Raw genomic sequence first — 20,888 nt, forward strand, 5'->3', positions numbered from 1 at the left:
CGGCACCAAAGTCGCCGTATCAGACCTTGGCTCCTCGATCCGGCAAAGCTCTTTGCGCCAACGGAACAACTGGCTGACATGGATGCCGGCCGCGCGGGCAATCTCGGAGATGACCGCGTCTGGCTCAAAGCATGCAGCGACAAGGCGCTCTTTATCTTCGCGTGACCAGCGCCGACGGCGCTCTACAGACGTGATCACCTCAATTGGATGCTTCGTCATATGACTACTCCTAGTGTTACCACTAGGACTGGCAGTCAGAAGCCCTCTATCGCAAGACGGCCTTCACCGTGGGCTTACGATTTTAGTGCAGACCTGCCGTGGCAAAGGGCTCGACAACCCATCGCTTATTTGCGAGAAAAAACAGTGGCAGCGGGTTCACGGGTGCGCTTACCCGTACGTAAAGAATAACAATAGCTGATCCAGCAAGAGCTGCTACGAGTATGCAAAACCACGTCGCGCTAGTGCGGTGATTTGAACGCAGCTCTTTCTTCTGGGACATCTGGTGTATTTTTCTCTATTAGTTCTTGCAATGCAACTTTAAGATATTTTTCAGCAAGCGGAATATCCATATGTAATAAAGCGAACGTGTATGTTCGAACTCTGTGCTGCGGCGATTGAAGATATTCGTTAGCTCTTTGGGCCAATTTCGAGTCGGTACACACGTCAGCGCACAGGTCGCACGCCGTTATGTTCTTCGTGGCGTCCGGATACAGATAGTCCTTTAGATCTTGAGCGCCCCACGTTTTAAGCGTTACAAAGAGCATGTTTTGCAACACAGCCTCTTGAAGAGACTCGTCGTTTTCAGAACGAGTTATACGAAGTGGGTGGTTGCCTCTAAGGGGAACAATCGTATTGCAACAAGGAATTACGTCGCCATTGTAAAACAAGTGCGGACCGATCGCGGGGCATTCGTTTTGTTCGGCGAACATTTGTTCGGAAAATTCTGAATGCTCTGCCGAACGACCGTACGGTACAATTTGTTGACTCTCAATTTCTGACGCATCTGCAAAGCTTTTCACAAATTCAAGCAACCTGTCATCATCTGCCGTTTGTGGAATTTGAACACACACTCTAACTTTGACCACTAACCCTTTTGCTTTAGCTGCCGCGAAAGCGTTCCGCACAAACCGCTGCGGAACGAATTTCTCATGGTGAGCATCAACACTCAGCGTCAAATTGCGCAACCCGGGAAGTTGCGACAAGACGTCCGCTGCTCTTTCCGGCGACTTTGCCCAAAAGGAACTCGTTATCGCACCGACTTCATAACCCTTTTTCGCAGCCAGCTGCACGAGCTTTATTAATTTGGGCAGATCGTGGAAAGGCTCACCGCCGGTCATAGTGACATGGTTGGTTTCGAAATCATTTCTGTCCAAAAAGCGGGCCAGATCATCCGGAAAATGGTCGGGAGCTTGCTCACCTTTCGGCGAAGAGTTTGTAATGCAATGCTTACACTGTAGTGGGCAAGCATTGGTAACGGACACTGCTACACCAGCGCCGTAAGGCCTTCCGCGGAGCCCGTTAAACATAACGTTTCCTTGCTAGATGATAAGTCCACCGATTGTCGGTATATCCGTCACTACGGCTGCAATACCTTGCGTAATAAGTCCAGCTTCTACGCCGGTTACGCCAGCCGCTTTAATTCTGGCAGCAACGGCGGGGTCGTCAAGTCCGAGCACTTTTATTTGGTTGCTTTTACTTGCAAGAAATTCTTTCGGGTTCGAAAGGAATTCACCAAGTTCTTCATCGGTCAGATTTTGAACACCCACATTACCCTCCATTATGTTGAAGACGCTGCAGTCGAAAATCAAAGATGTGTTATATTAATAAGCACAACTTGAATTAGAATGCAATAGACATAGAGAGCATCAAGTCTTGTTGTATATCTGAGTGGCCCGCTGCCATCGCTATGAGTACTCATCGACAATAGAAATGTTGAATAGGCCGTCACTCAACAAAAATTCCCGGCCAACTCGACTTCGGTGTGTTCGATCACAGCGGTATCCGGTATTCTCGAAGATATAGTACTATGGCCTCGCCATCCGATATCGCTGCTGAAACCGGAAGGCGCCGCTCCGCGGCCGCTATCGCCGGGAAGCCTCCGTCCAGTCATGACCCCTGCGGTTAGGATCGTTACGCCCTTCGGTTCGATAGACTGCCACGCGGTAGCCATCCCATTTCACTTCGAACCGCCCATTGCGATCCCTTTGGCGGCTCCGCTTCAATAGCGCAAGGCAAGGCTCGATGCGATCGGGCAGCGGGTCGAAGTGAAAAACACCTATCTGCCAGTGCATGAACTGGATGAAGACGGGGACGTACCAGCGGTTGGCTTGCGCTGAGCACGCACCGACCCTGTACCTCCTTTAACAACTAAAGATGTTAAAAACGAAGCGGGTGCCAGTTTGCTGGGGATTTCTCGGGTCTCCCGGATAAGAGGAGATGGAGCCTAATGTCCAGAAGTTTTTTTGGATCGCGCGGATGCCCAACGTCGTCCGCAGCGCTAAAAGTGTCGTTTATTATGACAGTCCACATTCCACGGGGATTCAAGTTGTTTATGTTCGCTCCCTTGTACATTCTAGGAATTGCGCTCGGTTCGTCCATAAAAATTGCGGCCAAAATTGCTGGCGGCCGCGCCGAATAGTTTTTGGGGTCATACAGATCCGCGGTCGGGGGCGGGAAAACTTGACCAGTTGCCCGAAAGACCGCTTGATATGGGTCTCCGGGGTTCTTGATGCCCAACGACAGTGCAACGCCTCGAATCCACAGTTGGCCAAATAGCGGATCAAAGTACGTCGTCAAATCGACTTTGATGGTGCCGCCGCCCAATTGCGCGTCATATGCCCCGCCCATGATACTTTTCAGGGGAATTACGTGTTCAAAGTCTACATCATCCCTTTGTGTCATCTCCAACTGTCGAAGAACATTTCTCGTCCAAGACAGCAGCAGATCGAGGAAACAATCTTCCTTTGGGTCGGGCAGCAGCTCATTGATGCCATAAACGGCCGATAATCCGAGTGCAGCTGCGACGGCCTTTTGGTAGCACTCGAAAACATCTTCGGTCAGCAATTTCACGAGTCTATCGAGACGATCCGCAAAATTCAAAGAGCCACCGGGCATCAGGTGTCGTGCTTGAAGTTCGTCCTGATGCTTAGAGAGCCTACTCCATTTCGCTTGTACTCGATCACGCCTCTCCCTTTCGCCAGCCACAACTACGTCACTCGAGCTACTGCTTCCAATCGCAGCCTGTTTGAATCCCTCTGCTAGCGGGTCATCGACGCTGCCGAATGCGTCCGCTGCTCTTTTTTGAGCGTTCCCCTCTATTTCCTTCTGTTCCCCGATGTAGGCCATTTGCTCGATAGCGATCTGGTCGGCGAGTTGTGACTTGAATAACTCGTAATCCATCGCCCAAGTAGTCGCAGAAATATCCAGGTCGTAACCCTCTTTTCGATAAGAAAAAATTCGATCTAGTAGTCTACTAATATCTGCAAATAAGAGCTCAACTCTGTATGGATCATAGGGATTTGAAGTATTCTTGGCCTCGCTTGCGGCCATGGCAATCAAGACATCAAGCGTACTTGAACCGTGCGGCAAGACAGGAAGCCAACTGTAGCCCTTGCTGCGTAGGTATGCCTTCTGATCGATCCACTGATCGAGTTTAATTGCCTGCGTCACGGCCAAACCTCCTGGCTGCATTAGGGGAGCTTATCCGTCAAATTCGCTGTCCTCACTGGGGCTAGGTACGTCCACAGAACTGCTCCCTACCCCATCCCCATTAAAATCCATGCCATCATATTTGGGGTAGTCGGGCTCGTCAGTGTGAGGAAGATCGCTTTTTTGCTGTGCCCCCGTACCTTTTTCCTCGCCAACAACACTATCTCCCAGCTCGATAACAGCCTTCACAGCGTCGGATATTTTTTTGACTAACTCACCAGAGGTAAGCGCAAATTCAACCCAGGAGTCCTTTCCTTCTGCAGAGGCAATTCCTTGCTCTAAAGCACCGAAGGTCTTGTCAAGCGCTTCAGTCAGCGCCTGTTTTTCGGGCGCATGAACTAACTTGAAGGAGTCCGAGGTTAGGTTCAGGTTCGAGAGGTACTCAGTCCAATGATTGAGGTTAGCACGGAACAGCACAGCAAATGCTAAGTAGCCATAGGTGAGGGGGGTCGGCCGCTCGAAACCTCCTGAATAGTATGTGTACGGCGGCTTAAGGACGTCTGGCATTATTGAATTTACAAAAAAAGCCGCGTTGACTATTGCCAGCGGTCCAGGGGTGGCGGACCCTCGCGCGATCTGTGCCATTAGTTGAGCCGTGCCCCACATATCCTTCGCGTACAAGGCCTTGGTCGCTAGATCGTTTGCGACATCTGAGAACGCGGGAGTGTTCTTTGCCGCCGATCCCGGCAAACCTAACAAAGTCGGAGGCAATATCGTCGGACGGTAATGGTATGTGCTGTCTGCCATGATCCTTGAACTCCTGAATGCAAACGACAAGGGAGGTCAGTATCGCGGAATACGTCACTGAGCAGCGCCGCATCGTCGTACGATTTTTTGCAACGCCTACTGAGGCACCACAGATTGATTTTGAAGGATCGCATCTGAAGCGCTCTTAGGATTATCGCAAATAATCATCCACATGTCGTACCCGCACTTGTTGCCGCCCGTGACGGAGTAACGTTGCACAGTAGGGGCGCCGCACATAGCATCGGCCCAACGCTTTACGTCGAAATAACAATATTGATAGACGTCATGGGGCCCCGGGCAATGGTCTTCGTATTCGCCCGTGCACATTCTGTAGGTTACTGAGGCTGCACGTGCACTACCAGAAGCTTGTATGGTTATCATCAGCATAATAGAAGTAAGAATTACCAAAGAAGTCTTCATGACGACTTTCCTCCTTATTCATATACGCGTCACTCTCGGCCCCTCTCACCAAGTGGCCTGATTCAGTGTCGATGATATTAAAAGAGATTCTAGGTCAACGGGGACTTATAGTAGCATAAAATTGAATTCTGACTAGCGAAAATTGCGGTCATGCCTCTTGATACTTGAGGGCATCATAATATCCACTCCTGCCAGCAGAAATTGGCGAGATGCCACGATCTAAATTAAACTGATAATTCAAGCGCCAGCTACAGAGCCGCTGGGTATAACTGCAAATTGCGCATGGTCGCCGGCCAGTCATGGCCCCGGCCCGAGATCCTGATCAAGGCATAAGTGAACTCCAGTTGCTTTGCATTACACCGCTCTCAACGACCACAAGCAGACCCGGATCGGAATCAGCTTCTTGTATGGAAGTGTTTGGAAGCACAGCCTGTTGCAAATGAGGGCGGGAAGCTCGAGGAGCCGATGCCAAGAATGAGCTGGGAGATGGATCTGGAGCGAACAGAGCCGAACGTTACTCGAAAATTCGGCTATAGAACTATCATAGCCATAAGATGGGTTGCGACATACCAGCAGTGCGGGAGCACTGCATGGGTCATACGCGAGAGCCAACTTAACCTTCAGAAAGAAGTAGGCGCCGTTATCGAACCGGCGGGTACGTCGATGGTTTTCAATTTTGCTGGGCTGGCGATGACGCTGCGGGAGGTTCTGCCTTTAGTTTGTCGAAGCAGGCCGTGAACCTGGACACTGCCTTTCCGGCGCCTTGTAGGCCGACAACGACGCGCTCGCCGGTCATCCCCGTGATAGCCAGTTCGTTGCCATGTGAAATTTGGTCGAGCAAATCCACCGATAACTTGTCAAATTCGTGCCAGCCGAAGTAGTCGTTCTGGCCGCCATCGGACACAAAGGCGTTCTTGTCATCCACGTGCCACGTCGCTCTGGTGTCGCCCTTGAAGAGACCTTCAACGAAACCGGAGAAGTGCTGGCCGGGCGAAGCCATGAACCCGATCTTGATATCGCCCTTCTGTGTTTCGACGAAGCAAGTCTCGCCCCAATCTTCCTCGTTGCTGGTGAAGCGCCATGCGTCCGAGGGAGCAGCCGTTTTCAATTGATCGGTCCGCTGTTTGTTGACGATCGGCAGCTGCGAGGAGGAATCGGTACCCGTCGAAGCTTTCGGCTTCAGTGGGGACGTGCTGCTCAATGGCGCGGTGCCGCCTTGCGCAGGATCTGCTGCCATCTGGCTTAGATCGGACAGGCATTGCTGGTATTCATTGAAGGCTAGCTTCTGTTCGAACTTTTCGAACGATGTCGGATTCCATTCCGGTTCGTCGCCGTCGACGAAGTTAAACCATAAGGTCGAGCCATACTTCGTGCGGACAAATACCCCGTTCAGCAGCACGTTGGTAATTTCTGCCAGCCAACTGGGGTCATAGTCCGCGACAAGCGTCGCCATCGTGTCCGTGGTTTCTACCTTGAACACCATAGGCGGACCTTCGATCATCTGATTGCCACTACCGATCTTGATCAGGTTGCCCACCTTGACCTGAACAGTGGCGCCAATCGGGAGTCGCCATCCCGACTTTCGAAGTTTGATGACCGTCCGATACGTGCCCGCTTCTTCCTTCGACGCGGCAACTTGCAGTGCGACGGATCTGGGTTCGAATGACGTTGTTTTCACTTCGCAGTAGGCACGGCCATCTGACCCGCCGCCCGCGCCCGGTTGCACCATTTGGATCGCCCACGACGTTCCCCTATAGTAGGTCTTTTCTTGGGGGAATGCCGCGCTGCTCAGCAAGCACGCTCCCAACGATAAACAAGCCGCCTTCGCGATCGTTTCGAACTTGGTCATGCGATCTGCTTCTTCTTGCCAGAGCGCCAAGTGAAGAAGCTCATGACGGCCAGGACCAATGCGATGAAGCCCCAGATCGTAATGTCGGAGAAGCTGCCCGACGTCGATGCGATGAATGCGAACGCAGCGGCCAGAGCGAACATGATCGTACCGACGAGCGGCAGGGCGAACGAGAATGCCCCGGCGATGAAGAACAGCAGGCCGACCAGCATGCCGATGGCACCGGCGCCTCCGGTCGCTTTGTCCTGAAGCAGGCCGCTGCCGGCCGTCACCGCGCATGACTGCATCAGAACGAGCAGGCCCAAGAAGATTCCAATAATTCCGACTGCAATTTTCATAGTTTGGCCCCAGCGGCGCAAACCTCGCGCCCAAATTGAAATATGCCGGATATATCCGATGGATTACGAGCCTTCAAGATGGTCGCCATGCGACTATGGATACTCGTGAACGACTTGCTTGGAATCTTCGAAAGGTGCGCGCTGACAAGAAGGTCACGCAGGAGAACCTTGCCGTAGATGCCGGTGTCGACCGCACGACCATCAGCGGAATCGAGCGCGGCGATTTCAATGTGTCGATCGACCTTCTCGATCGCATCGCCGCCGCGCTGGCCGTTGATGTCGCCGAGCTCTTCGCGATCCCAATTGAGGGTGAAACCCCGCCGAGCACGCTGCCTGCCGGACGAAAACCCGGCCGATGATTTAACGAGATCCCCCATCAATATTCCTCCGCCCGCATGATGGTCAGCACGCGACGGGTGACATGCGCATTGGCGGGGTCTGGTGATCCCATGTCATAGTCCTGGTCGTAATAATCGATCTTCCAGAAATAGCTGACGCCATCCTGTTCGATCGCGCCGAAGTCGTGCTCGTTGTATGGATCGTTGCCGGCATCAAAGGCGGCGAAGCCGACAACAGCCATCAGCAGGGCCAGCCGTTGGTCGTGGGGCAGAGAACTCACCGCCGGGGTGATGACCGCCCTGCCAGCGGTCGGATTGCGCCTGAAGGCGTCGTTGAGGCTGCGAATGGTGGCCGTCCTGTCGACGGCCGCCTGCTGATGGTTTGATGAGGTCATGGCGAGGCTCCGCATCGTCGAGCCTCACAGCTTCATCGAAGGGTGCAGCAGCGCCACGTCTTCAAGCCGGCGGTTGAACGGCGGCAGATCGAGGTAGTGCCGCCACTGGAGCCGCAGAACATTGTCCGGCTTGAGCTCAACGACCGTTGCTTCAAACCATCCCTCCAGCGGATCTTCGGTGGCGAGAACCAAGCTTCCGACAACGACCTTATCCCAGCCGTCCGGCACATTGCTCGGCGTGGCAGCGTGTCCCTGTTGCGAAACGTCGGCAGGAGCAGCCCGCACTTCTTCCGCCTTTGCCCGATCGGCCTCGGGCAAATGAGCGGCAATCTGCTTGTAGAGGTCCTGCTTGACGAAGGGCACGAAGGCTTTGCCGCTGTCGAAGAGCTTTCCCTTTGAAAGCTTCGGCAGCAGCGACCGCACCGCGTCGTTGTCCGCGGGGAGTGCAAGCATGCCCATCAGACTAGCGGCGCGTGAAGCCGGCTGAGCATCTGTTGCTGGAAAGAACGAGGCGTGGGCTTTGCCGTTGTCGTCACGGCCGAGGATGATGACGGGGTGGGGCAGGCTGATACCGTTCGAGGCAGTGGCAGTCGCGGTCATATTGATCTCCGAAATGAAAGAGGGGCCCGAAGGCCCCAGCATGATGATGGCTCGGCAAGCCAAGTCGGCGTGCGCCGCTATGTTATAGCAGAACATCGATGGATTGTCAATTTGAAGTTGAAAGTCACCATCTTGGGTTGCGTTTGAGTTGCGGATGGGCTTCCGTTACCGTGGTCAGTCGCCCACGGTTTGCTTAGTTTTGGAGGCCTCTCAACGCCGGGCTACGGAATCTATTGCGACCGGTTGGGGCTCTCAACAACACCCGAAGAAAAAAGAGCGCCATCTGGCGCTCTACTCTATGCCATTGACAGCTTCATGGCTCGTGATTGTTCGACACGAGCTATCGAATCAAGCCAGTAGATCGAGTTGTGAGAAATAGTCAATTTTCCAAATATCGCCTCTTGCATCTTTGTCAAATACCAACTCTGTTCCATTGTTGGACAAGCCTCGTGATAGAATCCGGCTCCTCAGCGTATGATTTCCATAGTTGACGGCCATTCGGGCAAGACGTTTTTTGCTTGAGATCACTATCGGTCGCTCGGGCTTGTCCAGCCTGCGCTTCGTATATCCGAACAAGAGACCTTGATCAGGGAGAACTCCGCATCCTTCTGCTGAAAGCAAGGGGACACGCTCCACCTCCTGCGGACCAAGGTCATTGCCTGCGACGTGGTAAAGCTCTTTACCGAAGTGAGCATGCAGGCTCTCGAACATACCGTAGTCAGTCTCTTCGTTACCACCAGTTAGAGCGAACTCCACGACAACAACTTTCTCACAAGCGCTCGCAGGCGAGGTATCTTCGACCAATCCAATCTGGGCAATGCAGCCATATTTCATACTGGCGCGGTTTTCCTGCTGCAGAAATGAGCGGACATAGCCGTCAAGGATCGCGGCGATACCGGAATTGATTTTGTCGATCGGGATGGCCGCAAGGTCAGTTGAAGCGTAGCAAAAAGACCGCAGCGCGAAAGCGCTTTTCTGCCAACGCTGCCTGCGAAGTTCCGGCGCTTGTCTGATGCTGTGTAAAAGCATTGTTAGCTTAGAAGCACAAATGGGGCACCGACCCTGCCCGCAAGGCAAACTGTCTTCACATCGGAAGAGAGAGAGCAGACTGGGCGACAACGGCAAGTTAAGCTCTGCAGCCCCATCGAAGAGGGCATCACGGACGCCGGCGGCGCCAGTAGGAGTCATCATAGTTCACCTTTAGGAATTGAGTGGAAGGTTGGGCAGCAACATGCGATTGGCCCGGGTGCAAAGCGCGGAAAGCCGCGATAAGCTTCCCGCGAGTTATGGTGGATGTTATCGTTAGATGTAGGCGATCACGCGAATAGAAGCGCTCTGCGGCGTGAAGCTCTCGTTGCCGTGTCCTTTTCAAGGGAGTCTCGCGACGCTTTTAACAGAGCACGTCGTAGGCCCACTCCAGTTCCGCCAGCGAAAGTCAGGTGCTCCAGGGAACGGTCACCCATCGCGCTCATGGCGCGAACTAGGTTTGTCGGCCTGATCGATCTCTTGCGGTTACGCCACTTACCGGTCGGCTGCTTGATGAGCTCACCGGTTCTTGGATCAACTACGGTCCGCATCTTAGGGTAGGCAGTGTATTCTTTAAGAAGGGATTTGGACATATATCGCACGTATGACGAGACCGACTCCATAGCGATCATCTGAAAATGAGCGGCCCGCTTCCCCGGAACAAAAGCGTGATGTGCTCGGTTGAAAAGCCGCCGCCGATCAGAAAGCTCCTTGTGAGACGCTGACCATACGAGCGCGTGGGAATGCCAGGACACGAAAGGTTGTTGAGAACCGCCTATGAAAGGTATCCGGTAATAGTAAGCGGCTTCAATTAGGCCAATGTAGTCAAGGTCCTCAAGAAATTGGCCAGCCACTTCCTTGCAAGCCGCCACGTTGAAGGCTGCCGCTTTAGATAGCGGAACCGCGTGTTTCCTCACGATAAGAGTAACGAAGAATACTTCGTCGATAGACTTCTCAAGGGCGAAAGCTCTGAGGTTGATGCAAAACAGATCTGCGAACCGGATCCGAGCAGCCGAATTTATCGCTTTAAGCGATGATGACATTGAGAGGCTGACGTTTTTCCTGATCGCCTGCGTGACGAGGCGCCTTCCACGCTTAGTTAAGGAAAAGGCGAGTAGGCGGTTATTAAGATGCCGGTGCTGAGCATCGAATTCTATCTTCGATATGCGAAGAGGTTTCATGTTGATTGGCTCCTGCCGATAGGCAAGGCTTCGCCATCATGGCGCGTGCCAAGCCTATCCAAGCGATTATGTTGGGGGGTAGTTTTGGGTGGGCTAAGTACTGTACTACAAGTACAGCTATATTTTCTTTGGTTGCTTCAGTTTTCCGATAGTAACTTTGGTAACTCCACCTTCAAGAGGATAGACTGTTATCGACGCCCTGAAGTGGGTTACCTTATTCACGTTGTAGAGAGTCCGCATAATTTCTGGAGTGGAATTGACCACTATAGATCGTGCTGAGTTTTGCCGCATTTTTTCGATGCCTCCTGCATCGACTATGCGGCTGGGAATTTCCTCAGCGGGTACTTTCTCCGTGAAGAGTGGGTGAAGGGCTTTGTAGTATCTGTGGACAGTGCTGTCGGCTTTTTTTCCCTCGAAGCCAACCGCGAGCCGCAAAACCGCCCTCAGTGGATCACTGCGCTTCGGCTTTACCTTGGGATGATCAATCCACTCCTGCGCAGCGCAGAGCGCATGCCATTCATCTTCGTCTCGTTCGACAATCAGGCCTGCACCATAGACGACTGCAAGCTTGATTGAGAGTGCCCGATCAGTGTTGTGCAACAGATCGCTGATGCCTTGTTTCTGACCGCGCAGGGCAGCAACGACGCCTTGACTATCAAGCTGTTCAAGAGCTTGAGCTGTTGCCTTCCGAGTCCCGATCGGTGACGAGGCCTCATCCCCGTGATGAATGTCGACCTTGTTCCTCTTGATACCCTTTTGCTTAATTGAGTTCTTCTTCTTGTGAGCCATCTTAAGCCTCCCCACGATCAATTTCTGCGATAAGGGCTTGGATGTCCTCGGCGCGCCATACCGTTACCCTTGCCGATATTTTACGGGGCTTGGGATACTTTCCGGCTTTGACCCCCGCCCAGAACCCGGACCTGCTTATCGGTAGGGGTCCGTGAGGGCCGAGGATCTGTTTCAAGCGTACGTAGCCGTCCGTTGGGAACGCACCCTTGCTGTCTGCATGCGCTGTAAGCCGTACAACAGTCTTTAAATCGTGTGTCATCTAGATCTCCGTGGTTGGTGTTGGACACGGATGGAAGATGACAAACGTGACGCCTGTTTACCATTAGCCGCTTGTACATACACAAGGCTAACTTTTATGGACAATCAAAACTAAAATATATCAAGACGTTACGTTGACTAACGACGGAATTTCTTCCGAAACTGCGCGGTTAAGATCTTCTCCTCAGTCGCCGTGATCCGGGGTGCCGCGAACCGCCGAGGCTCCACGTTTACCAGCAACTTCGAAGTCATAGTCTGAAGTTCGGGGAGATCCATCTTGGCGAAGATGTGATTACTGACGTACCTCGCTCGGCCCAGCCATTCATCAAGGTACCCCGAATGTGCAGCGTACCGGTAATCGCCCTGCAGCATAACCTGCAGCAGCGTTTTCCTATTCACCCTAATCGTGGAAGCAGCGTAAACGAGAGCAAGGGTCACCTTCGTTTGACTCCACCTGCGATGCAGCAGCGAGCGAGACACGTAGATTTTGCCGTATTCTATCGGCCCCCAAGCTTTCTTGAGATGATTGAAAATCGTGATGGCTCGATTCAAGCTCGGCGCAAAATCAAACTCTGGATCCTTGAAACGATCGGCGCCGTGATGGAGGTAAGTCAGAGCGCGGTTAGTTGTATCGATTGCTTTGGAATACGGCTCGAACAGTGCTGCCATGATGTCGAGGCTAGCAATCCTAGTGAAGGCTTCATACCCACCGATCTCATCGTAAATTTCAGTTAGGAAGTCGATGCCAGTGAGTACATATCGGGCGACAATGTCTCTGGCCACTGTGATAGGCTTATCGGCGAGGCCTACTGATCGTTCGGCTTCATCCATGTGCCGTAAGACGGCTTGCGTCATGAGGGTAATTCTCATTTCGCTGTCTGTTGGAAAAAGCGCCCAGCCAACAAATCCGCACGAAAGCACTGCTTTGAGACCCGGGTATGCAGGTTCGCCGTTGGAGATGACGGCTAAGGCGTCGCGAGCTTGAAATGTCTTTCCTAGAGCTAGTTCGCGGAAAGTCTTCTCGGTAGCAATTTTTCGAGGAACTTGGCGGCGGGCTATCAGCACCTCTACCGCCTTGACTGCCTCACTTAACTCTTGGGACTCAAAAATATCTGATAGGTCGATCATTCGTTGACTTTATCCGGTGGTTCTCAAATGGATCACCTGACGATAAGCTGCTAAGGTCCGCTTTGCGATGGCGCAGAAGGTTGTTCCTGGATAAAATTCGTTTTCTGTAAAGGCTGGTCAGAATATACAAAAATACGGTAGAAGAACCGGTATCGGTACCGGATCAATCGGAATCATACGGCAGATACAATAGCTTAAGTCTCTATTTCGATTCCCTTCACCCGCTCCAGCTGCCTTTCCAGCGATGTCCTTCTAATCCCCGAAAAACCGAATCGGCTTATACCGGCGGTGTGCGATGATCAGGCTGCGGTCGGGCTGGATGATGTAGGTTTCCTCCACCTGTTGGCCGTACTGGTCGATAAAATCATGCGGGAAGGAGGAGCCGGGTGGCGATTTGGTGAGCTTGGTGCGCGGCTGGCCGTGATAGGTGATGCTGCCTGGGATGGGTTCGAGGCCCGGGCCGCTGTAGCTGACGGTGTTGCATCCCGCCAGAACGAGTGTGCCGATGAGGCCGATGATTGCCGGTTTCATATCCATCCCTTCCGATGCGCAGAACGTGGCGATCTTACTCCCGATCGCAACAGACGCACCAGTTGAAACGGCGTCTCCGCCTTCGTTCGAGAAGTGCTGCCCGGAAATCCATGCGTTGCCGAAACCGGCGGTGTCTGCTAGATCGGCAGTGTCGAAAAAGGCAGGATCGGTTGAGGTAAGCCCGATCCCTTCCGTTGGAGCGTCGTGAGCGCTCTCAAGAAGCTCTGCTCCGTGGCCTATGGCACGAGAACCCGCGACGTGATCCGCATCAAGATGCGGGATCCCGGCGGCGTGCGGAGACGGCAAAAGGCAGTCCCGGGATTTTTTCAAACGGAGACTGTCATGCGCCTGAACCATCTCGATTTTCACGTTCCCGATATTACCGCGACGGCGGATTTCTTCATCCGCCACTTCGGCCTGATGCTCAAGGATATGCGGGGCCAGAATGGCCTGGCGATACTGACCGACGACGCCGGCCTCGAAATTGTCCTCAGCCACGCGATCGCGAAGTTCGGCACCGCCGACCAGGTCGAACTGCAGCGTCAGACTTATCACGTCGGCTTTATTTTGGCTGAGAAGGCTGATGTTGATATTGTTCATGCCGGGCTTGTTGCCGCCGGTGCGGTCCTGTCCGGCCCGCCAGCCGTCATGCGCGGCGGCTGGCTGTTTTATTGCACGGCGCCCGGAAATATTCTGGTCGAGATTGGTTGGCGGCCGGTTTGAGTGAAATCCCAGAAGGAAGGGTGCGGCCCGTAGCCTGCCCCTCATCCGGCTGCCGGCATCGACCGGGTCGCGCCACGGTCTCGGCCCGTCCTTCGGACCCCCGTAAACCGGGCGAAGGGGATGTGCCGCGACCTCTCCATTCCCCGCCGACCTCTCGCTGGGCACGTCCCCTCGTCCCGTTTTTACGGGGAGAGGGTTAGGGCGAGGGGCAGCTATCCGCGCGAACCGGGCAGGCGTGCCTCTTGCCGGCTCAGAATTCCGTCCAGTCGGCATCCTGCGTCGACGGCGTGCTGCTGTTGCCGGCGCCGAAGGCGTTGGCGATCTTCTGGCCTAGCGCCCGGGCGGGGGAGGCGGCCGGGCGGGTCGTGCCTTCCCTGGCGACGCGGATCGATGCCTTGGCTGCTGCCGGGCGCGGGGCCACCACCCGCGGTGGCGGGGCTGTCGGCCGCGTAGACGCGCTCGGTGCGGCGGCGGCAAAGCCGCCGGTGCCGGTCAATCGGAACTGGCCGAGCAGGGTGTTGAGTGCTGCCGCTTCCGTGGCGAGGCTGCGGCTGGCGGCCGTCGATTGCTCGACCATCGCCGCATTCTGCTGCGTACCCTGATCCATGGTGTTGACGGCGGTGTTGATCTCCTGCAGCCCGATCGACTGTTCGCGCGAGGCTTCGGCGATCGCGTGGACGTGCTGGTTGATTTGCTGCACCTCGGTGACGATCACATCGAGCGCCTTGCCGGTCTCGCCCACCAGCGTGACGCCGGTCTGGACATGAGAGCCGGAATTGGTGATCAGCGACTTGATCTCCTTGGCGGCATTGGCCGAGCGCTGAGCGAGCTCGCGCACTTCCTGGGCGACGACCGCAAAGCCTTTGCCGGCTTCACCGGCGCGCGCGGCTTCGACGCCGGCATTCAAGGCCAAGAGGTTGGTCTGGAAGGCGATGTCGTCGATGACGCCGATGATGTTGGAAATTTCGCCCGAAGACTTTTCGATCTCGTGCATGGCGGAGACGGCCTTGCGGACGATCTCGCCGGATTTTTCGGCGCCGAGGCGGGTGCGGGTGACGAGCTGGCTCGCCTCCTCGGCGCGCTTGGCGGCATCCCGCACCGTCGTGGTGATTTCTTCCAGCGCCGCTGCAGTCTCTTCGACGGAGGCCGACTGCTGTTCCGTTCGCCGGGAAAGCTCGTCGGCGGAGGAACGAATCTCGTTGGCGCCGGCGCCGATGGCCCGCGCATTGGCCCCGACCGCCTGCATGGTCTCGTTGAGCTTCTCAACCGAGTGGTTGAAATCTTGGCGCAGCGCATCGAGATGGGCGACGAAGGGCGCGTCGATATGCGAAGCGAGATCGCCGGCGGCAAGGCGACGCAGGCCGTCGCCGAGGGCTGCGACGGCGCGTTCGAGTTCTGCTGCCTCGCGGGCTTTCTGCGCCTCGCGTTCGCGGCGCTCGCCGTCGCTGACGCTGCGGTCTGCCTCGGCGCGCGCCTCGATCTGGCGACGCTCGATCGCGTTGTCGCGGAAGATCGAGACCGCCTTTGCCATCTGGCCGACTTCGTCGCGGCGGTCGAGACCACTGATATCGCTATCGGTGTCGCCCTCGGCAAGGCGCGTCATGCGCAGGCTGAGCTTCGTCATCGGGCCGGCAATGCCTTTCTGCGCCATGGTGACGCCAAAGCCGATCGCGGTGAGAACAGCGGTGCCGATCAGAGTGAGACAGAAGGTGATCCGGCCGTTGACGGATGCCGAGAGGCCGTCGCCGCCATCGTTGAGCATCGCCATCATCGCATCATTGTTGGCGATCATCTTCGGCGTCAGCGCATCGAGCTTGGCATTGATCAGGGCGACGTTTGCGAGTGCGCCCGCGCTGTCCTTGCCCTTGCTCTGCTCGATGATCTTATTGGCTAAAGCTTCGATTTCATCGATGCCGGCCTGGATTTCGTCTATCGCTGCCTTGCGGCTCGGAACCAGGGCGAGGGCCTGTTTCATCCGGTCGCGGGCCTGCGGCAGCTTGCTCGGCGTGGCAAGCGCCGTCTGGTATGTCGGCGTATCGGGCTGCGTCTCGGCAACCAAGGTCACCTGCAGCACCGAGGCTACGACCGAGGCGCTGGCACGTGCGCTCAGCATCGAGGCCTGCGCCTCATGATCGATAAAGGCGCCATAAGCGGCGTCCGCCCGGCGGAACTCGGAGATGACATAGATGAGCCCCGCCATCGTGATCAGCCCGAGCAGCGCCACGACCGAAATGATCTTGGTACGGATTTTCAGATGCTTCAACATGGAAAATGTCACCCGATTTTGCCGGGCGCGCGGCGCGTCCGGTGTTTGGAAATTATGTTGGTAAAGAGCGCTGCCTGACTGTCGCGGCGCCGGATAGGGAATTGACGCATGCATCATGCAATCGGCTGGCGGGCCTGTGTCGTCGCGACAAATAGAGGTGATATTCTTTAATTCCGCGCTAACGTGCAGGTGCAGGCGCACCCCTAGTTTTGAGGGGCAGCGGGAGGTCTGCGCCATCGCTCCAGAGAGCTCATTCTTCGAGGGGCGTGGGAGGATGCTGCGGCAAATGAGGAGCGTTGGAGGATGTCGCGGCCAATGAGTTCGTGAGCCTCATCCGCTCCCTCACTCCCATGATATTCCCCGGCGGGCATGACTCTGTTACATCTCGTCGATCCCCAACCCCGGAACTGGATCATCATGATTGAACCCCAGCTGGCATCCCCGACTCTCAGGGCTTTTCTGGCGGCCGGTCTGTTTCTGGCAGCGCTGTTTTCAAACTTTGCCGCATTCGCTCAGCAGGCTGCCCCTTCGCTGCCGTTGCTCTTCGATGCCCGCGAGCGTCTCGCCAGACCGGATCTCTCGTCGCTAGTCCGCTTGCGCTTTCTGACGTCGGTTGATTTCCCGCCGTTTAATTTCACGGATCAGAACGGCAAGCTTTCCGGCTTCAACGTCGATCTCGCCCGCGAAATCTGCGGCGAGCTGGAGATTTCGGATAAGTGCCAGATCCAGGCAATGCCTTTCACCGATCTCAAGGATGCCCTCGCCGCATCGCAGGGCGATGCCGTCATCGCCGGCCTTGCGGTCACCCCGGAGCTGCGCCGGCAATTTCTCTTCTCCCGGCCATATCTGATGCTGCCGGCGCGCTTCGTGCGCAATCTCGCCGCCCCGCTTGATGGAAAGACCGCTGCTGCGCTCTCCAACCATTCGGTCGGCGTCGTCAAAGGCACGGTGCACGAGGCGATGCTGGCAGCCTTTTTCCCGGCGCTGAAAGCGCAGGCTTTCGACACGAAGGACGCCCTGCTTGCGGCGCTGAAGGAGCGAAAGGTCGATGCTGCCTTCGCCGATGCGCTGCAGCTTTCTTTCTGGGTCTCGTCCCCGGCCTCCGACAAATGCTGCGCGCTGTTCGACGGCCCCTACCTCTCCGAACATTTCCTCGGCGAGGGCATGACGATCATGCTGCGACAGAAGGACAGCGTGCTGACATCCGCCATTGATCATGCGCTGGCGGCGCTGTCGCGCACCGGCCGTCTCCAGGAGATCTATCTGCGCTATTTTCCCTACGGGCTCTACTGAGCCTCAAGGATTATCCCTTGCGGAAGCGGGCAATGGCGCTCCGCTCGATCGCCGCGCAGGTGAGCTTATCGAGGCCGAGGCGGTCCCGCAGCAGGCTGAGCAGTCGCAGTTCCTCTGCCTTGACCGAAAGATCGGCGGAGGCCACCTCGACGGCAAGCGCATAAGCGGTGTCATAGAGTTTTGCCGGCAAGGTATCGCGGACCGTTTCGAGGACCACGTCGAGGCCTTCAGGCCCAGCCAGAAGCGCGGCGCAGTCGCGTGCTATCGGAATGAGCTTGTCGTCATCAAAATCCCTGAAAACCGGCAGGAAGCCGATCAGCTGACCGATCCTTTCCATCTCCCTGTCGTTCATGGTGCTGTCGACGGCGGATGCCATCACCATCACGTAAATCAGCGCATCATGGGCAGAAAGCGGCTTGTTCATCTTGGATTCCTTGTTGATCAGCGCAGATTAGGAATTGGCGGCGGCCTTTACAAGAGATTGGCAGCTCTCCCCCGGCGGGCGGCCTGTCACTTGCGGCGCGGATCGCCGCCGTAAATGCCTTTCTGCGCCGGCTTCGCCTTGTCGGCGACGGATGCAAGCGGCGAACCCGCCTCTGCTTCCCCCCAGCCGCTTTCGGCAAGCCACGCGCCGAGATCCTGCGTACCGAGCCGACAGGCGGCGATCGCCGTTCCCTTCCATTCGACCGTGTCGAGATCGCAGGTGATGCTGCGGTTGCGCAAGAGCTGGCGCAGCGCCGTCTTCGCCATCATGCCGCAGGGCCATTGCCGGCCTGCCGGCCCGCATATCCTGTCGGCCGGCGTGGGGGCGATGCCGGCAAGCTGGAGCCTGCGCTCCCCGAAGGAAAGAATGCCCGCGTCTTCGACCAGTGGCCGCGGCAGCTCCATGGCCTTTTTCTCGGCCGGCCCTGCCGTTTGGCTGGATGTCGGCGCCGCTTGTTGCGGGATAGTGGCGGCTCTGGGCGCCGCGCCTTCAGTCGCCGCTCCGCTGGGTGCGGGACCGCCGGTTCCACAGAGCGGGCGATCATTTCGGCACGTTCGTCGGATATTGTCACTGCCGGTTCGGCGGCCCCGGAGGCAACATTCGGCGCAGCCGCTGCTGTCTCCTCTGTGGCTGCGGTTTCTTCCCCTCCCGTGCCGCCGCGAAGCCTCGCTTCGCCTGCCTTCAGCAGGCCGACCACCACCGCCATCCCCATAATACCTGTAAAGACGGCGGCAGGGCGCATGGAATATCTTCCTACTGGCTGGCCCAGATGATGCGGGCGATCCAATCGACATCGGCAAGATCGAGCGTGCGGTTGGGATGTTCGGGATTAAGCGACATCAGCTCGATCGACCGCGGGCTCTGGCGCAGCAGCACCTTGGCCATTACTTCGCCCGCGCATGTGCGCACGACGACGCGGTCGTTGCGGCGCACCTGCGCCCCGGGCTCGACGATCAGCACGTCGCCGTCGCGATAAAGCGGCATCATGCTTTCGCCCTGCACCTCCAGCGCATAGACGCCGGATCTCTGCGACGGGTTGGCCGGAAACTCCACCACGTCCCAGCCATGACCGGCCGGAAAGCCGCTATCGTCGAAGAAGCCACCGGCGCCGGCCTGGGCGAAGCCGAGCAGAGGAATGGCGCTGCCCGGCGGGGGGCCGGCACGCTCGCCGATCCGCTCTCCGGCGGAACTGGCGGCCGGTTGCATGAAGGCGAGAAACTGCTCCATGCTCGCCCCCGTCGCATCGAGCACCTTGGCGATCGATTCCGTCGATGGCCAGCGCAGCCGCCCATCGGCGGAAAGCCGTTTAGATTTGTTGAACGAGGTGGGGTCGAGCCCGGCACGGCGCGCAAGACCGGATGGCGTCAGCTCGTGCCGTTCGGCAAGCCTGTCGATCGCCTCCCAGATCTGCTTGTGTGACAGCATATGCGCCCGATTCCGTGCAGCCTGTCTCAGGCTGCGCTTTAGAGCACCGCGCGTCCGCTTCGGACGTATAAAGGACGCTCTAACACTCTAAGTCTGAACATCTCACCTGCCGAAAATCGATTCCGACTTTTTGAGCCGATGCTTCAGCGACAGAATACTAGCTGACCCCACGCCGACCGTAAAGGTAAGGAGGAATAAAATCCTGTTATCGACCGGTTTCGGTCGCCCTCAAGCCACCATCGCCATGTTGATCTTGCCGAGCTGGATGACCGCCTGTGTGCGGCTGTCGACATCGAGTTTCAGCAGGATTGCCGAGACATGCGCCTTGATCGTCGCTTCGGAGACGCCGAGTTCATAGGCGATCTGCTTGTTCAACAGGCCCTCGGCCAGCATGGTCAGCACCCGGCTCTGCTGCGGCGTCAGCGTGTGCAGGCGGCGGATCAGGTCGGCGACGTCGGGATCCTGCTCCTGGCCGTCGCGATAGCTTTCCGGTGTGGCGATATCGCCGGCAAGCACCGTCTGGATGCCGCGGCGGATGTCTTCGATGCCCGAGGATTTGGAAATGAAGCCGGAAGCGCCGAGCTCCAGGGCCCGGCGGATCGTCGTGGCGTCGTCGCTCGCCGAAACGATGATGATCGGCAGGCTGGCGAATTCGGCGCGCAGCGCCATCAGGCCGGAAAAGCCGCTGACGCCGGGCATGGCGAGATCGAGCAGCATCAGGTCGGCATCTGGATGTGTGCCGGCGGCGGTGCGTGCGGCTGCGAAATCACCGGCCTCGACGATGGTCTGCCGGCCTTCCATGCCGATCACCGCCTGGCGCAGCGCATCGCGAAACAGCGGATGATCGTCCGCGATGATGATGGTCTGTTCCTGCATCGAAAACTCCCTCCCAAGAGTCCGATCATGCCGCATGCGCGCCGTCCCCTCGGCATTGCATGCAGGCATTCTGAAATGACTATATCAGATCATGTCTTCTGCGGAAGGGGATTGGCTTTTTCGTCAGCCTGGAACTCCTTCACCATCCCCATGAAGCTCTTCATCATCCGCTCCATGATGCTGATCGAGCGGTCGATCTCGGCGTCGCTCGGCAGCGCACGCTGGATGAGGCCGCCCTGTTCCAGCTTGGTCACCCGCTCTGAAAGCCGGTCGAGCTCGTCCTCATAGGCCGCCCGCTCATCGGCCGCCATACGGCAGACGAGGGCGCCGTCCTTGTCCTGGCAGATCGACATGGCGCCGGTCTGGCGGTCGAGCCGGACGAAATGGTCGCCGCTCTTCTCCAGTTGGAATCGGCCCGCATCGGTCTCGGCCGCTGCGGCGCCAAGCGGCAGGAGAACAGCGCCAAGTGCGAGAACCAAAATCTTCATCGTCTCATCCTCCGGATTTTGCCTG

The 20,888-nt window shown here is 56.7% G+C and carries 23 protein-coding genes and 1 pseudogene; 2 read left to right on the forward strand and 22 right to left on the reverse strand.

The window, feature by feature from the left end; translation table 11 throughout:
• The 16 genes from PH551_RS13190 to PH551_RS13270 form a co-directional block, all read right to left on the reverse strand.
• Nucleotides 1-219: transposase (locus PH551_RS13190; RefSeq protein ID WP_285193331.1), on the reverse strand; the 219-nt coding region annotated here is incomplete at its 3' end.
• 239 nt (nucleotides 220-458) lie between these two features.
• Nucleotides 459-1,526: a radical SAM protein gene (locus PH551_RS13195; RefSeq protein ID WP_285193332.1), complete on the reverse strand. Its 1,068-nt coding sequence runs from the start codon at nucleotides 1,524-1,526 to the stop codon at nucleotides 459-461.
• A gap of 12 nt (nucleotides 1,527-1,538) precedes the next feature.
• The gene (locus PH551_RS13200; protein ID WP_285193333.1) at nucleotides 1,539-1,766 is read right to left on the reverse strand and encodes a hypothetical protein; all 228 of its coding nucleotides are present in this window, start codon (nucleotides 1,764-1,766) and stop codon (nucleotides 1,539-1,541) included.
• Nucleotides 1,767-2,376: 610 nt separating this feature from the next.
• Nucleotides 2,377-3,669, reverse strand: coding sequence for a hypothetical protein (locus PH551_RS13205; RefSeq protein WP_285193334.1), 1,293 nt, complete (start codon nucleotides 3,667-3,669; stop codon nucleotides 2,377-2,379).
• Nucleotides 3,670-3,699: 30 nt separating this feature from the next.
• A complete protein-coding gene (locus PH551_RS13210; RefSeq protein ID WP_285193335.1) occupies nucleotides 3,700-4,455 on the reverse strand; it encodes a hypothetical protein in 756 nt (251 codons plus the stop codon).
• A 96-nt stretch (nucleotides 4,456-4,551) separates the two neighbouring features.
• Nucleotides 4,552-4,875: a hypothetical protein gene (locus PH551_RS13215; RefSeq protein WP_285193337.1), complete on the reverse strand. Its 324-nt coding sequence runs from the start codon at nucleotides 4,873-4,875 to the stop codon at nucleotides 4,552-4,554.
• Between the two features lie 670 nt (nucleotides 4,876-5,545).
• Nucleotides 5,546-6,724, reverse strand: coding sequence for a hypothetical protein (locus PH551_RS13220; protein WP_285193338.1), 1,179 nt, complete (start codon nucleotides 6,722-6,724; stop codon nucleotides 5,546-5,548).
• Nucleotides 6,721-7,029 carry a hypothetical protein gene (locus tag PH551_RS13225; RefSeq protein ID WP_285193339.1) on the reverse strand — a complete coding sequence of 103 codons (309 nt, stop codon included), beginning with the start codon at nucleotides 7,027-7,029 and terminating at the stop codon, nucleotides 6,721-6,723. The genes PH551_RS13220 and PH551_RS13225 overlap by 4 nt, the downstream gene beginning before the upstream one ends.
• A 29-nt stretch (nucleotides 7,030-7,058) precedes the next feature.
• Nucleotides 7,059-7,442, reverse strand: a complete 384-nt coding sequence (locus PH551_RS33030) for a hypothetical protein (protein WP_483315419.1) — start codon at nucleotides 7,440-7,442, stop codon at nucleotides 7,059-7,061.
• Nucleotides 7,439-7,795 carry a DUF3768 domain-containing protein gene (locus PH551_RS13235; protein WP_285193340.1) on the reverse strand — a complete coding sequence of 119 codons (357 nt, stop codon included), beginning with the start codon at nucleotides 7,793-7,795 and terminating at the stop codon, nucleotides 7,439-7,441. The genes PH551_RS33030 and PH551_RS13235 overlap by 4 nt, the downstream gene beginning before the upstream one ends.
• Before the next feature lie 24 nt (nucleotides 7,796-7,819).
• A complete protein-coding gene (locus tag PH551_RS13240) occupies nucleotides 7,820-8,395 on the reverse strand; it encodes a hypothetical protein (protein WP_285193341.1) in 576 nt (191 codons plus the stop codon).
• A 348-nt stretch (nucleotides 8,396-8,743) separates the two neighbouring features.
• The gene (locus PH551_RS13245; RefSeq protein WP_285193342.1) at nucleotides 8,744-9,424 is read right to left on the reverse strand and encodes a hypothetical protein; all 681 of its coding nucleotides are present in this window, start codon (nucleotides 9,422-9,424) and stop codon (nucleotides 8,744-8,746) included.
• Between the two features lie 287 nt (nucleotides 9,425-9,711).
• Nucleotides 9,712-10,602, reverse strand: coding sequence for a hypothetical protein (locus PH551_RS13250; RefSeq protein WP_285193343.1), 891 nt, complete (start codon nucleotides 10,600-10,602; stop codon nucleotides 9,712-9,714).
• A gap of 117 nt (nucleotides 10,603-10,719) precedes the next feature.
• The gene (locus PH551_RS13255) at nucleotides 10,720-11,391 is read right to left on the reverse strand and encodes a hypothetical protein (RefSeq protein ID WP_285193344.1); all 672 of its coding nucleotides are present in this window, start codon (nucleotides 11,389-11,391) and stop codon (nucleotides 10,720-10,722) included.
• A gap of 396 nt (nucleotides 11,392-11,787) precedes the next feature.
• Nucleotides 11,788-12,777 carry a hypothetical protein gene (locus PH551_RS13265; protein ID WP_285193346.1) on the reverse strand — a complete coding sequence of 330 codons (990 nt, stop codon included), beginning with the start codon at nucleotides 12,775-12,777 and terminating at the stop codon, nucleotides 11,788-11,790.
• Nucleotides 12,778-13,029: 252 nt separating this feature from the next.
• Nucleotides 13,030-13,308, reverse strand: a complete 279-nt coding sequence (locus PH551_RS13270) for a hypothetical protein (protein WP_285193347.1) — start codon at nucleotides 13,306-13,308, stop codon at nucleotides 13,030-13,032.
• Between the two features lie 342 nt (nucleotides 13,309-13,650).
• Between PH551_RS13270 and PH551_RS13275 the strand changes: the two genes are divergently transcribed.
• On the forward strand, nucleotides 13,651-14,031 hold the full coding sequence (locus PH551_RS13275) for a VOC family protein (protein ID WP_285193485.1): 381 nt from the start codon (nucleotides 13,651-13,653) through the stop codon (nucleotides 14,029-14,031).
• Between the two features lie 250 nt (nucleotides 14,032-14,281).
• On the opposite strand, the gene PH551_RS13280 is transcribed toward PH551_RS13275, so the two are convergent.
• Entirely contained in the window at nucleotides 14,282-16,297 is a 2,016-nt protein-coding gene (locus PH551_RS13280; protein WP_285193348.1) for a methyl-accepting chemotaxis protein, read from the reverse strand.
• A gap of 417 nt (nucleotides 16,298-16,714) precedes the next feature.
• Here PH551_RS13280 and PH551_RS13285 point away from each other — a divergent pair, with 417 nt between their 5' ends.
• Nucleotides 16,715-17,590, forward strand: a complete 876-nt coding sequence (locus PH551_RS13285) for a transporter substrate-binding domain-containing protein (RefSeq protein WP_085776835.1) — start codon at nucleotides 16,715-16,717, stop codon at nucleotides 17,588-17,590.
• Between the two features lie 10 nt (nucleotides 17,591-17,600).
• Here the strand turns inward: PH551_RS13285 and PH551_RS13290 are convergent, their stop codons facing one another.
• From PH551_RS13290 to PH551_RS13310, 5 genes and pseudogenes are all read right to left on the reverse strand, one after another.
• Complete coding sequence (locus tag PH551_RS13290) at nucleotides 17,601-18,014, reverse strand: tellurite resistance TerB family protein (RefSeq protein ID WP_011423905.1); 414 nt, start codon at nucleotides 18,012-18,014, stop codon at nucleotides 17,601-17,603.
• A gap of 86 nt (nucleotides 18,015-18,100) precedes the next feature.
• Nucleotides 18,101-18,816, reverse strand: a pseudogene (locus PH551_RS13295) (thermonuclease family protein).
• Between the two features lie 11 nt (nucleotides 18,817-18,827).
• A complete protein-coding gene (locus tag PH551_RS13300; RefSeq protein WP_285193349.1) occupies nucleotides 18,828-19,499 on the reverse strand; it encodes a S24 family peptidase in 672 nt (223 codons plus the stop codon).
• A 228-nt stretch (nucleotides 19,500-19,727) separates the two neighbouring features.
• The gene (locus PH551_RS13305) at nucleotides 19,728-20,375 is read right to left on the reverse strand and encodes a response regulator (RefSeq protein WP_085776838.1); all 648 of its coding nucleotides are present in this window, start codon (nucleotides 20,373-20,375) and stop codon (nucleotides 19,728-19,730) included.
• Nucleotides 20,376-20,464: 89 nt separating this feature from the next.
• Nucleotides 20,465-20,863: a hypothetical protein gene (locus tag PH551_RS13310; RefSeq protein WP_097601587.1), complete on the reverse strand. Its 399-nt coding sequence runs from the start codon at nucleotides 20,861-20,863 to the stop codon at nucleotides 20,465-20,467.
• Between the last annotated feature and the right edge of the window lie 25 nt (nucleotides 20,864-20,888).

This window comes from Rhizobium atlanticum, assembly GCF_030182485.1.
GTDB lineage: Bacteria > Pseudomonadota > Alphaproteobacteria > Rhizobiales > Rhizobiaceae > Rhizobium.